This window comes from Pseudomonas putida (genome assembly GCA_041879295.1).
In the GTDB taxonomy this organism is placed as follows: Bacteria; Pseudomonadota; Gammaproteobacteria; order Pseudomonadales; family Pseudomonadaceae; genus Aquipseudomonas; species Aquipseudomonas putida_Y.
In genome coordinates, this window is sequence record CP047153.1 from 59596 (window position 1) to 72075 (window position 12480).

Here is a 12480-nt window from a genome sequence, read left to right on the forward strand (position 1 = left end):
GCCGACCTGGCCAGGGCGGTTGACGAGCTTCTGGTCAAGACTGCGGCTGAGACGGCAGAACCACACCCGCGACCGCAGAAAAATGTTGTCCTATAGGACAATATTTCAATTGAAAATAGTTGTTCTATAGTTTAATCTCTTCTCATTGACGTCTATCAATGAGGCCAGCAGGAAATGGATCGTTTTCAGCAGCAGGGCTTGCTTTTCGGGGATGAAACCCGTGACTCCACAAAAGCCGAGCTTGACCAGTTGATCGCCAGTGGTGCGCTGTTTGTGGCCAACCATTCGGGCGGTAAGGATTCGCAGGTGCAACTGATCCGTCTCCTGGAGCGCGTTCCGGCTAGCCAGCTGGTGGTTGTCCATGCATCGCTGGGCCCGATGGAGTGGCCGGGGGCGATGGAGCTGGCCCGTGATCAAGCCGCCGCTGCAGGCCTTCCTTTCATTGTTGCCACAGCCTCGAAGACGCTGCTGGAAATGGTAGAGCGTCGGTTCGAGATTCGCCCCGAGGTACCGAGCTGGCCATCTGCGTCTACTCGCCAATGCACGAGCGACTTGAAACGAGGACCCATCCAACGTGAGGTCAGGCGCTATGCAAAGGCCAATGGCTTCAAAACGATCGTCAACTGCCTTGGCCTGCGCGCTCAAGAGTCGCCAGGGCGAGCGAAGCGGGTAGTTTTCAGCCGGATGGGGATCAGCAACTCTGTGTTGACCTGGTTCGAGTGGTTGCCAGTACATGACATGCGCACGGATGAGGTCTTCGGTGCCATCGCTGCAGCGGGGCAGCGTCCTCATCACGCCTATGCCCTCGGTAATGATCGATTGAGCTGCATTTTCTGCGTGATGGCGTCCAAGCCTGACTTGCGTAACGGGCGTGTCCATCACCCTGAGCTTTTCGAGCAGTACGTCGCTCTTGAGCGGCGCACGGGCTACACGATGCACATGAATCGAATCCCACTTGTTGAGTTGGCGGCATGACCGCCCTCTGACTGCTTCCAGTGTAGAATCCACACACAGCTTGATAGGCCAAGGATCCACCGTGACTTCACCATTCTTCGTGACCATCGATTCCCAGAAAACGCTTGATATCGACGACGCGATATCGATCACCCAGAGCGGCGATCTGTACATCATATCAGTTGCCATCGCCGATCCTTCTGCGAAGGTTGGGGTCGGCTCTCATGACGATAAGTTGGCGTTTGAGCGGGCCGCCTCGATCTATGCCCGAGATCGTGCAGTGCAAACAATGCTGCCACGGCACATCGGCGCAGATCAAAGTAGCCTTGTCGCGGGGCAACCACGGCAAGCGATGGTTTTTACAATCACGCTCAATAGCTCGCTTGAGGTCGTCGGTTTTGAACCTAGCTGCCAGGTTATCACCGTCAACACCCGTCTCACATATGAGGCCATTCCGGAGATAGCCCGAAGCACTCAAAGCCCTTTGCGTGAAATGGTGGAGCTCCTCAGTAGGGTTTCGACGCTGCTGCTGCAGCGCCGCCGATCGAAAGGAGCGCTTGCCCTTTACGATATTCGCAAGCTCATGCTCTCGGATGAGGAGGGCAATCTTCGCCAATACGAGTCGTTGGATCAGATGGTCGGGCACATCATCGTGCAAGAATTCATGATTCTGACGAATTCACAAATAGCGCTCTTCATGGCTGAGAATGGGCTGCCCGCGGTATACCGTAACCACGCGAGTCGGGTATCTGCTCCGCATGCACTGGACCTGGCCAACACAGTCGAGCAGTGGTTGAAAGAGGGGCTTGTGACCGCATCCTCTGTGGGGGCGCAGTTAGGGGCTCTCATAGAGCGTGCAGTTTACGATGGCGTGGCGCGTGGGCATTACGGTCTTGGCCTAACGCTGTACCTCCATGGCACCTCTCCGCTTCGTCGGTATGCCGACTTGGTGAACATTCGCCAGATTCGGGCGTATCTCGACAATTGCCCGCTGCCATATTCGCAAGCAGATCTGCTTACAATCTCGGCTTCGATCAACAAAACGCTGCGAGAGCGATCCGAATCCACTGTCGACTACCACAAGGAGGTGCTGGCGCGGAAAGCTCAGCGCTTGGTGGCGAGTGGGAACCTGGCCAACATGGAGGACAACGTACTCAGCGCTGCCGTGAAGCTCGCGAAAGACGCCGGTCATTTGCCTGAAGCTGTAGCGGCTGAATTGATACGAAGACTCAACAACAACACGATTGCGGACGCCATCGTCGATCGACTTGCGATTCAAATCCCCAAGGAAGCAATCACCGAAGATCTTGGGGCGGCTTTCTCGAACTGGATGTGCCAGCACCCTCACAACGTAGTCAGGATCATCATGAACGGAATCCAGACTCAAGTTTTTGAGGGACTCGATGAAACGGTGCACGGTGTAAACGGAGGCTTTAAGTGTGTGGTTGCTGTCTCGGCAAGTGGGCGGCGTCTTCAGGGAGTTGGTGTGCACCGCGAGAAGCGTGTAGCAAAGCAGAAAGCCATGGTCGAGATTTTGTGTCGTCATCTGAGTTTGCCAACAAACAGCCTTAGCCCTGAGGCTCCGACGCAGACATCAAGCTCTCCAGCGACCCGCGCTACTGACTACAAAGGTGCGCTAATTGAGCTTTGCCGGAAGCAGGGATGGGCTGCTCCTCATTTGCATGTCGCGATGAGTGGACCGTCAAATGCTGCAAGCTTCACAGCCACCGCGACTGTACACCCGAAGGGTAGCGACGTCGAAAGTGCTACCTCACCAGAGTGTGCAACCAAGAAGGCCGCTGAAGCAGCTGCTTCGGCCATCCTATTGAAGCGACTGGCCAAGTCACGTGAGGCGACTTCCGTGAGCAGCTCAAACCCGGTCGTGCAGCTAAATGAGATGGCACAAAAAAACAGGCTGGCGGAGCCCAGTTACGTCTTCACCCAGCTGAGCATTGCTCCTCCGCAGTTCGAATGCGAGGCGCGAATCGTCGTAGATGGAAATGTGCTTTCGGCCAAGACAGTGGCTGGAGGTAAGAAGGTCGCGAAAGAGCTAGCTGCTGCCGAGATCCTTGGGCAAGTGAAAATAGCGAGCTGATTGAAGCGCCCAGTTGACCGCCGTGAGGGAGCTAAGCAAATGAGCACTGAACAGAAAGAACTGGAGGGGTTCGAGCTGACCTACAGTGTGCAGATCGACAGCAGCCAACTACTTGAGCTACTAGTTGACGAGATGGACACTGGGGACAGCGTTTGGCAAACCACGAATGCGAGCGGTCAGGTCCTGGAACGTTCCGAGCGTTACGCAGATCAGGCTCGGTGCCTGCGTGACGGTCTGAACAAAGTACTGAAATAGGAGCAAGCACCAGGTGTTGACAATACCAGGCATCGAACAGAACTAGTCTGGTTGTTGCGATTGCACTCTCAGATGTTGCTGTAGCCTGGAGGCAGCATGGGCATACGAATGGACGAACGATGAATCTGTACAAAATTGTTGAGCAGCAGGTGGCACGAGCCGAGCCCCTGATTGCTGGTTACCTTGGTTTGTATGCTGGCAGTATTGACCTTGCCGACCTCAACCCAGGCTCGATCAAGCAGGCAACCCCAGAGTTCAAACGTTGTGTGCAGCTGATCCAGGATCTCGCGGCCATGGCGGTGGTGACTCCGTCGACTGTACGCAAAATGGAGGCCGCCGTGGATGCGCTGGCTGGCATGGTCAGGGCACCCCAGATGATGGCGCCCACACGCGCCCTCTGGGCTATCGAGGATAGGATTCGTCGCACCCCGCTGGCGCTGGTTCGTCACCTGGCCGCAATTGCAGGCTCCGTGGCAGCGGGAATCTGGGGAACCATCGAAAAAAGCGCTGAAGCAGATGTGGGCGTAGCGATCGCCGCGGCCCTGGTGATGTTGTCCTTCGGCTGCAGCCTGAGCCATCTGCGAGACCCTGACCACATCGTGCCGAAAGGGCTTTTGGCGTTCCTAGGCGTTGGAGCGCTTGCGCTCGTGACGAAGGGCGTGCTGTTCACATTCTTGGTTTTTGCAGTCATCTCAGCGGGCTTCTTCATCCGAGACATCGCGCTGTGGTGCCGCCGGCTGAAGCCGGGCACTGCAGCTTCGCTCAACCGTGACAATGATGTGCTGTTCGGCGATAACGGCAACATCTACACAGTCGAGGAGCTGTACGACCTTACCGGCGGTCCCGGGCCTGCGCAAAGCACCTACGGCCTTGCCAAAGACGATGATTGATCGATGACTTATGGTTTTCAGGTGGCTGCGCAGATGCGACTACGAGAGGGTGCGGCTGCTATTTGAGAGGTGGTGCTGCTGCTCGGCTCGACTCAGCTGGGGAGTCGAGTCCGAGCAGCATATGAGGAGACTACTTGCCTTCGCCATTTGCCCGGGCGAACTGTGCAATGTCCAGTGGCGATCCCTCAGCGAACCCGGCCGGCTGAGTACACCAATCTACGACCCAGTCCTGGACATGCCGACGGGTGAGGGGGCCGTATGCTCGCTTGACGTCGTTTAGGCTGATGAGCCCACAGATGGGGTTGATGATCCAAAATCCAATGTGCTTGGCGCAGAGGAAATATGCTGCGGCGTAAAAAATGGCTGAAGCGAGGTTCCCGTACAGCTCCCGGATCTGAAGCATTGGGTAGTAGAACGCAGCAACCGTGAACAGTGCGCAGATCATCACGAGCGCCCACTGATTCCACATTTTTAATGCGACAAAACCGGTAAGCCACCACTGCCGCCGCTTGTTCAAGTCACCCCATTTCATTTCTGTTTGGTGTCCTTTCGTCTGTGGCCTTGTGGCCTGGGCGTCGGATGATATCAATACTGGTTAATTATCTGTACGCGTTGTGTGTTACTTTTCATTCCGGCAAGCGAGCCATGTCCGGGAGATCCTTGGTGAGTTCAGAAAAAAACACCCGCAAGCGTGCGGTTTTCTGGGGCGTAGCGTTGCTCGCTCTGATCGGAGGACCGCTGGCCTACAACGGCCTGGGGTTGAGCAAGCTGAGAACTGGTTTTTCCTCTGCGACACCTGATGAAATTCAGGCGGTGGCCCGTGATTCGAGATGTGCGACTCGGCTCCTGGTGAATGCCAACCGAAGTGCGCAGGACATTCGGGTTAGAGATCTGGAGTGGGTGAAGGAGCGCTGCGCGCTAGTCGAGCGTCAGGCCGAAGCTTTCGAGGGGACTGCACCATGATTTCGTCAGGCCAGCAGCCCGCCAAACAACAAATTCGGCGCAACTACGTGGTTGGCGCCATCTGCATCGCAGCTTTTTCGGCGAGCTCATTCGCATACACGTTGCCCGGGCTTACCGCTAAGGCGGCATCGCTTGTGGTCGGGTACTGGGCGGCACTGCCGTTTGTGCACCTGGCCACAGGGCATGGGTTCGGATTCAAGAAGAAGCGGACAGGAGCCACAGGCTGCTCTGGCGTTGATGTCCAGCGGTGTGATGCTGGAAGTGCAGTTGAGCAGTTCTCCCAAGCGCAAATTGAGGTTGCACCAGGCGTTGATGCGGTTTCTGCCTCGCGCACTCCCTCCAGTCCAAGCAATTAGTGCAGGTTGAGTCGATATGAAAAGAAAATACAAGAACGGTAATTCTGGCTGGAAGACAAACTGGCTCGGCGTTTGTGAGCGCCCTCGGTTCTTCACCCTTGTCACGCTCAAAGCCCTGGTAATGTTTGTTGTCCTAACTGTTTTGAGTTTATTGCGCTCTGCAGTGGTTTTATTAGTTATTGCCTTGATTGTTTCAATGGTCGGCAAGATGTTTGCATCTACTGAGGCCTTTGATGTGCGAAGGCTTGCTGTCTTGGATGGGGCGCCAGACTATTTTACTCTGATAGTCTTGATTTTGGTTTGGCACGGGATGGTGTGCGATGTATTTGCAGCGCTGCGAAAATGGCGGCAAAAGCGAATTCGGAGCCGGAACGAAATTAAAATGAGCTGATACCTGCAGCTGTGGTTAAGGAATGAGATTATATGATATTCAGAACATGGAAAGATTTAGATTATCGGGTAAGAGATACTCTGGTCATTGCTCCAGCTTTGTTGTTGGCCCTGGGGGCAGTTACAGGGGGGGTCTTCTATTTTGCTCCAGAGACCGTTACTCGGCCTGCCGGGGAGGTTAAATCACTGCTGCTGCACCATTCTTCTTTCTCGACCATTACGACCTTGGAAACTACTGAGGGTTGGTACCAGCTTGAAGGGGCAGTGTCCGGAGCTAGGGGCGACATCGTGAGTATTCAGACAACTGCCGGTTATCAGAAAGCGTGCCTTAAGTCCAAGGACAGTAAAGCTTGCTACGATTTTCGTTGACGCAAGGGTGAACGTCTGTGGTGGCACATGAATAGGAGCTCCATAATGCCAGAACAAAATACAACCCAAAGTGATAAAGGCTCCTTTGTCGGCGAGTGGGGTGGGGTAATCTTGGTTGTTTTAATGGTCAGTGCGATTCTGATTCTCAGTGTGCTCGCTTCTAAGGCCGGTTACGACAAGCCGTTCTCAAATAAGTTTGTCGCGCCCCTCGATAAACGCCTTTGAGGGAGTATCCCAGAATTGTTATTTAGAGTAGTGCTGGCAGCCTTCAAATACGAAGGGCCCTTTGCCTCTCTCTCTGGGGTGTGGCGCCCTAGGATGCGAAATCGGTAGTGAGTCTTGTGTGGTATTCAGTCAGAATTCAGCGGCATTTGCCGGGTGAGGAAGCTCGGCCCCCTACGAGAGCAGTACCAGGAGCTGAGACACTTGAACACCCAGGAGCAACTGCGTTACTACGAGGCTGCGATCATCGCTGCACCGCGGCGTGTATTGGCTGGCGATGACGACTGGAAAAAGGACATCACACGTGACGCTGGGGTTTACGTGATATGGCAGGAGAAAATTCCAATCTACGTCGGCGAAACCTCGGCACTTCGCGCCAGGATGGGTGATCTCACAGTCTTTGAGCACCATACCTTTGCGCGCAGAACCTGCGATTTGTTCGGACTTGGCGCTAGGGACAGAAAGGGCCTGATCAGCGTATATTCAAGCAACTACGAACTGTCCTTCTGCGCGGTCCCGTTTGGGCGCAAGGAGGTCGAGGAATACTTGATTTTGCGCTGGCGCTCAAGCCTGTCGAACAAAGTCGCAGCACGGCTGCTGTCGGGCCACCAATACAACTGGGTTGTGCCTGCTGCACCAGTCTTCGATACCGGTGCCGGCAGTGCTTCGGACATCCAGGGGCTGCCGGGCAACCGGGCGAAGGAACCCGATGTCGTAGCGGTCGCAGAGCTTTAGATCCTCCCTTGTTCTGTATTTCAGTCGGTCTAGAATGTCTTCATGATTTCACTGAAAATATAGGATATTCAGTAGCTTACAGGTCGTGTCCTTGACCTTATATGCCGTTTGACATTCGGTAAATCTTTCAGGATTATAGTTACGTGTTACGGTCTTGCGATCGTAATCCGCGACTGCGCATCAGCTCAGGCGGAGTCTTGGCCCCATCTGGAGAGTTTGAATGTCGATCCCAAAACCGAGTGCCGAAACTTCCGGCCAGGCCGGCGATGATGCTGGCTTGGAGGCGGCGCTGCAGGAATTCCGCGATAAGATCCAGGCCGCTACTGGTCGATCAGTGCTCCCGCTTGAGTTGGCGGCATTCCGCGCCCAGGTCGCTACTTGCATCGCTCACCGGCAGCCGCGGCTCGTGCAGTTTGGCCTTTGCGACTTTCAAACCCGCACCGGGCGGGCAACGTTGATCCAAGTGACGTTCTGATCCGGCCGGCCACCCAGCGCGTGGTAGTTGCGTTCTAGGCCCCCAAACAACGAACATCGTGACCAAACCCCAGCTGTCAGCGCAGGTCAGGACCACCTATGGGTACTGATTGCAGCTGGCAGCCCGATCCACACCAGCATTTCGACGAGTAAGGCCTGAGGCTTGAACGACCATATCCATCTAGCGGCTGAATACGATCAGACCCCCAGTCGGGAGCTGCCGCATTCTGTTGAAGCCGAGCAGGCCATTCTAGGCGGATTGCTGAACGAGCCACGTGCCTGGGTGCGTGTCTCGGACCTGGTGGTCGAATCTGATTTCTTCCGCGCAGACCACAGGCTCATTTTCAAGGCTATTGCCAGGCTGCTTGAAGAGGGGCGGGCGCTTGATGTCGTCACGGCACAGGAGGCTTTGGAACGTGCAGGTGAGCTCTCGAATGCAGGTGGCTTGGCCTATCTGAAAGAGCTTTCCGATAACACCCCGTCCGTCGCCAACATCGCGTCCTTTGCTCGCGTAGTCAGCGAGCGCTCGCAGTTCCGGAAGATCATTGGTGTGTGCGAGGAGATCGAGCAGAGCGCCAACTCCCCAGCCGGCCGCTCCGTGGAAGATCTGGTGCATGATGCCGAAGCGAAAATGCTGTCTGTGGCCGGTCAACGGCCGAAGGAGGGCGGTCCGGTTGGCATCGAAACCCTGCTCAGAAAGGCCGTCGATAAGATCGAAACCGCCCATGAGTCAGGGCTTGCGTCCCTGGGCCTATCGACAGGTTTCGTCGACCTCGATAGCAAACTGAGCCTGTTGCGTCCTGCTGACCTGGTCATCGTGGCTGGCCGGCCATCCATGGGCAAAACCACTTTTGCCATGAACATTGTGGAAGAGGCCGTTCTGCGGTCGGATAAAGTGGTCGTGGTCTACTCCATGGAGATGCCAGGCGATGCACTGCTAACGCGCATGCTCTCCTCGATGGGTAGCATTGACCAGTCGCGAGTCCGATCCGGGAAGCTGTTGAATGAGGACTGGACCAAGCTGACCAAGGCTGCCAACGCGCTCAACAAAAACGATCGCTTCTTCATTGACGACACTCCGGCGCTGAGCCCATCGGAGATGCGTAGCCGCACGCGGAGACTTCGACGTGTGCACGGCGAGATAGGACTGATCATGGTGGACTACCTGCAGCTGATGCAGATCCCCGGATACGGCGGTCTCAACCGGACCAACGAGATTTCGGCCATCTCCAGGTCACTCAAGGCTTTGGCCAAGGAATTTGATTGCCCCGTGATTGCACTCTCGCAGCTCAATCGCTCGGTGGAACAGCGCAAGGACAAGCGCCCGGTGAACTCCGATCTGCGCGAGTCCGGCGCCATCGAGCAAGACGCTGATGTGATCATGTTCGTGTACCGGGATGAGGTGTACAACCCCGACTCCCGGTTTGCTGGCACCGCCGAGATCATAATCGGCAAGCAGCGAGAAGGACCCACCGGTTTCGTCCGGCTTGGCTTCGAGGGGCGATACACACGCTTTGTTAATTTGGAGCCGGGTACCCACGACTTCACCGATCAAGAAATGGGGGTTGAGAGAATTGACCCCAACCCGCGACTTGGCCGTATGCCTGTCCAGAAGCTCGTAGAAGGGGCTGCGAAGAAGGTTGAGGGCAAGGGCAGGGGGCGGCGCCGAAAGGGCGTAAGAAAGCCCCCGTGAAGCCTCCTGTTACCTCGCCACTCGATAGCGCCCCCAACTTACGGAGTCAGATGCCCACATGAACGACGATTACGCTCCAGAGCAGCTCGACCTACAGACATCCTCGCTGAAGGTGCCACCGCACTCGATCGAGGCAGAGCAGTCCGTGCTCGGTGGTCTCATGCTCGATAACAACGCCTGGGAGCGCGTGCTCGATCAGGTCTCCGACGGCGATTTCTACCGGCATGATCACCGGCTGATTTTCCGCGCCATCGCTAAGCTGGCGGACCTGAACGAACCTTTCGACATCGTGACGCTGCACGAGCGTCTGGACAAGGAAGGCCTAAGCAGCCAGGTCGGCGGGCTGGCCTATCTGGCGGAGCTGGCAAAGAACACCCCATCCGTTGCCAACATCAAGGCCTACGCTGCGATCATCCGGGAGCGGGCGACCCTGCGCCAGCTGATCAGTATTAGCACCGACATCGCGGACAGTGCCTTCAACCCAGAAGGCAGGAACGCTGCGGAGATCCTCGACGAGGCCGAACGGCAGATTTTCCAGATCGCTGAAGCCCGGCCGAAAACCGGCGGCCCGGTGGGTGTCAAAGACCTGCTGACCATGGCCATTGACCGCATCGACACGTTATTCAATTCCGACAGCGACATTACCGGTGTGTCGACGGGCTTCACTGACCTTGATGAGAAGACCAGCGGCCTCCAGCCGGCCGATCTGATCATCGTGGCCGGCCGGCCATCGATGGGCAAGACCACCTTTGCCATGAACCTGGTGGAGAACGCGGTGCTTCGGTCCGAGAAGGCGGTGCTGGTGTTCTCGCTCGAAATGCCAGGTGAGTCGCTGATCATGCGTATGCTGTCGTCGCTCGGCCGCATCGACCAGACCAAGGTGCGATCCGGCCAGCTGGATGATGATGACTGGCCGCGGCTAACATCAGCGGTGAATCTGCTAAACAACCGCAAACTGTTCATCGACGACACCGCCGGCATCAGCCCCTCGGAAATGCGGGCACGCACACGCCGCCTGGCCCGTGAGCACGGCGAGATTGGCATGATCATGGTCGACTACCTGCAGCTGATGCAAATCCCGGGCTCTGCCGGCGACAACCGGACCAATGAAATCTCCGAGATCTCTCGTTCCCTCAAGGCCCTGGCCAAGGAATTCAACTGCCCTGTCATCGCCCTGTCGCAGCTGAACCGCTCCCTGGAGCAGCGCCCGAACAAACGCCCGGTGAACTCCGACTTGCGTGAATCCGGTGCGATCGAGCAGGACGCTGACGTCATCATGTTCGTGTACCGGGATGAGGTTTATCACCCCGAGACCGAGCACAAGGGTGTGGCGGAGATCATCATCGGCAAGCAACGTAACGGCCCGATCGGCTTTGTGCGGCTGGCGTTCATCGGCAAGTACACTCGCTTCGAGAACTTGGCGCCGGGCATGTACAACTTCGACGATGATGAGTGATGACTCCCTGATCGGTTAGTGTCGGCCGCTATCTCCCAGGCCCCGCCCTATGGTCGCGATGATCGCAGTAAGTTGGCAGGGCGGCGGATCATCATGCCCCACTGCTTTCATGCTCAATGTTGAGCATCTCCTGGATACGAAGCCTACATCCTCCTGGAGATGCCACATGCACAACCTGAACGTATCTGAACTGACCTGGCCCCAACAGGTAGCTCTCGACGACTACGTCATCTACACGCAGCGCCTTTCTTGCCAAGCTGTCGCCGCTGAGCAGTGGTTGGAACGGAAGCGAAAAGACTTTATCGCGCACATCATGCACATCAACGAGCAGGCCAGTTACACCGCCTTCCTTGCCCGCCTGATCAAAGAAACTCCCTCGCCCGCCGCCCGCCGAGCTGAACTGGAATCACGCCAATGAAGCCTCGGCTGCAGGTCCTGGTCTTGATCAAAGGAAAACCCCGGCTGACTGATGTCCAGGGTCTTTTCCGCTTAGCCATCACCGCACGCAGCTCTGACGAGTACCCCTGTTGCGTGGTCAGCTTTCAGTAAACGCTTCACCCACCCCGGCCAAGGCTGGGGTTTTCTATTGTATGGCGATATCCTCTGGTTCCTCGGATTGGAGCTTGGGCTGGCAGTCCGCTAATTGCGCGAGGAGCGGCTATTGTGTGAAAACGCAACCCACTCCGTACGCGATGCGATTTCATCTGAGCCATCATCATTTACCAGTATTATGCGTACGTGTTACGATTCATTTGCGAGAATCTCGCACAACATTCTGCGCGCTTGCTGATACCGAGTGACTGATCAACTTGGCATCACGCAAATGCATAAGAAAAATGTTGAATCGCCAGCCCGCCAAGCGGGCTTTCACGGTAGGGGGCGGGGGTTTCGCGACCCCGACCATCACCGGAAAGGAACTGTGCCGATGAGTACCCTGTACGACTATTCCGAAGCGGACCTGGACACCGAAATCTCGGTGAAGCTGACCCTGCGCGACTTGCTAATTTTGAGCTGGGGGCATGAGAGCGTTTCCTTCGTGCCTGGGGAAGCGTCCGACAAAGAATTCAAAGCTGCTGAACTGAAGATCGACACTGCCCTTGACCAGCTTCGTGTACAGATCTCCCGGGCAGAGCAGCCAAAGCTCATGTTTGATGAGGGGCTGAGGGCGCAGCAACTCAGTGCTGATGCCATCCAAACCGTTTTGGAAACGAACACCAGGAACTGATCACGTAAATCGGCGACCTGCGAGAACTCGCAGCCTGTTTGGAAAGTCTGGAACAGCTAGGAAAACCGTATGCCTTGGTTACAAGCGAAGGACGTCACCACCGATCCAGTTGAAGGCGAAGTCAGCAGCGCTGTAGCAGCCTACAAAATGGCCTTGGTGATGACCCATCATCGAAATTGGACACATCGCTTCGCTTGCTGGGCACGGGATCAGAAAGCGCTTCAGCGTGAAGCAGTTTTAAAAGGCGCGAAGCTACGTGCTCAAGAAGTGCTTGGCAAGTCTCCAGCGCATCGCGCAGTGCTGGAGAAAATCGTCAAATCGCAGCCGAGTGATATTGCCGAAAAGGACAATCTGCTTTCGCTTTTGTCCAGCACCTTGGAAACATAGGAATTCGCACCAGGTA

16 protein-coding genes are annotated in these 12480 nt (G+C 56.2%); 15 read left to right on the top strand and 1 reads right to left on the bottom strand.

What is annotated here, in order from left to right:
- The first annotated feature begins 174 nt into the window (after window positions 1-174).
- From GST84_26630 to GST84_26645, 4 genes are all read left to right on the top strand, one after another.
- Window positions 175-975 (top strand): phosphoadenosine phosphosulfate reductase family protein, encoded by an 801-nt coding sequence (locus tag GST84_26630; GenBank protein ID XGB15890.1) that lies wholly within the window; start codon window positions 175-177, stop codon window positions 973-975.
- A 61-nt stretch (window positions 976-1036) separates the two neighbouring features.
- Window positions 1037-3049, top strand: coding sequence for an RNB domain-containing ribonuclease (locus GST84_26635; protein XGB15891.1), 2013 nt, complete (start codon window positions 1037-1039; stop codon window positions 3047-3049).
- Between the two features lie 39 nt (window positions 3050-3088).
- Window positions 3089-3304 (top strand): hypothetical protein, encoded by a 216-nt coding sequence (locus tag GST84_26640; GenBank protein XGB15892.1) that lies wholly within the window; start codon window positions 3089-3091, stop codon window positions 3302-3304.
- A 119-nt stretch (window positions 3305-3423) separates the two neighbouring features.
- Window positions 3424-4194: a hypothetical protein gene (locus tag GST84_26645; GenBank protein XGB15893.1), complete on the top strand. Its 771-nt coding sequence runs from the start codon at window positions 3424-3426 to the stop codon at window positions 4192-4194.
- A gap of 130 nt (window positions 4195-4324) precedes the next feature.
- On the opposite strand, the gene GST84_26650 is transcribed toward GST84_26645, so the two are convergent.
- A complete protein-coding gene (locus GST84_26650) occupies window positions 4325-4726 on the bottom strand; it encodes a hypothetical protein (protein ID XGB15894.1) in 402 nt (133 codons plus the stop codon).
- 128 nt (window positions 4727-4854) lie between these two features.
- Here GST84_26650 and GST84_26655 point away from each other — a divergent pair, with 128 nt between their 5' ends.
- The 11 genes from GST84_26655 to GST84_26705 all read left to right on the top strand — a co-directional run bounded on the left by GST84_26655 (window position 4855) and on the right by GST84_26705 (window position 12464).
- Window positions 4855-5157, top strand: a complete 303-nt coding sequence (locus tag GST84_26655) for a hypothetical protein (protein ID XGB15895.1) — start codon at window positions 4855-4857, stop codon at window positions 5155-5157.
- 372 nt (window positions 5158-5529) lie between these two features.
- Window positions 5530-5904, top strand: a complete 375-nt coding sequence (locus GST84_26660; protein ID XGB15896.1) for a hypothetical protein — start codon at window positions 5530-5532, stop codon at window positions 5902-5904.
- Window positions 5905-5936: 32 nt separating this feature from the next.
- Complete coding sequence (locus GST84_26665; GenBank protein ID XGB15897.1) at window positions 5937-6272, top strand: hypothetical protein; 336 nt, start codon at window positions 5937-5939, stop codon at window positions 6270-6272.
- Between the two features lie 45 nt (window positions 6273-6317).
- Window positions 6318-6497: a hypothetical protein gene (locus GST84_26670; GenBank protein ID XGB15898.1), complete on the top strand. Its 180-nt coding sequence runs from the start codon at window positions 6318-6320 to the stop codon at window positions 6495-6497.
- Between the two features lie 201 nt (window positions 6498-6698).
- A complete protein-coding gene (locus GST84_26675; GenBank protein ID XGB15899.1) occupies window positions 6699-7229 on the top strand; it encodes a hypothetical protein in 531 nt (176 codons plus the stop codon).
- A gap of 220 nt (window positions 7230-7449) precedes the next feature.
- Window positions 7450-7704, top strand: coding sequence for a hypothetical protein (locus GST84_26680; GenBank protein ID XGB15900.1), 255 nt, complete (start codon window positions 7450-7452; stop codon window positions 7702-7704).
- Between the two features lie 162 nt (window positions 7705-7866).
- A complete protein-coding gene (dnaB, locus tag GST84_26685) occupies window positions 7867-9396 on the top strand; it encodes a replicative DNA helicase (protein XGB15901.1) in 1530 nt (509 codons plus the stop codon).
- 58 nt (window positions 9397-9454) lie between these two features.
- Window positions 9455-10852: a replicative DNA helicase gene (gene dnaB / locus GST84_26690; protein XGB15902.1), complete on the top strand. Its 1398-nt coding sequence runs from the start codon at window positions 9455-9457 to the stop codon at window positions 10850-10852.
- A 166-nt stretch (window positions 10853-11018) separates the two neighbouring features.
- The gene (locus tag GST84_26695) at window positions 11019-11270 is read left to right on the top strand and encodes a hypothetical protein (protein XGB15903.1); all 252 of its coding nucleotides are present in this window, start codon (window positions 11019-11021) and stop codon (window positions 11268-11270) included.
- 507 nt (window positions 11271-11777) lie between these two features.
- A complete protein-coding gene (locus GST84_26700) occupies window positions 11778-12077 on the top strand; it encodes a hypothetical protein (GenBank protein XGB15904.1) in 300 nt (99 codons plus the stop codon).
- A gap of 69 nt (window positions 12078-12146) precedes the next feature.
- The gene (locus tag GST84_26705) at window positions 12147-12464 is read left to right on the top strand and encodes a hypothetical protein (protein XGB15905.1); all 318 of its coding nucleotides are present in this window, start codon (window positions 12147-12149) and stop codon (window positions 12462-12464) included.
- Window positions 12465-12480: the final 16 nt, after the last annotated feature.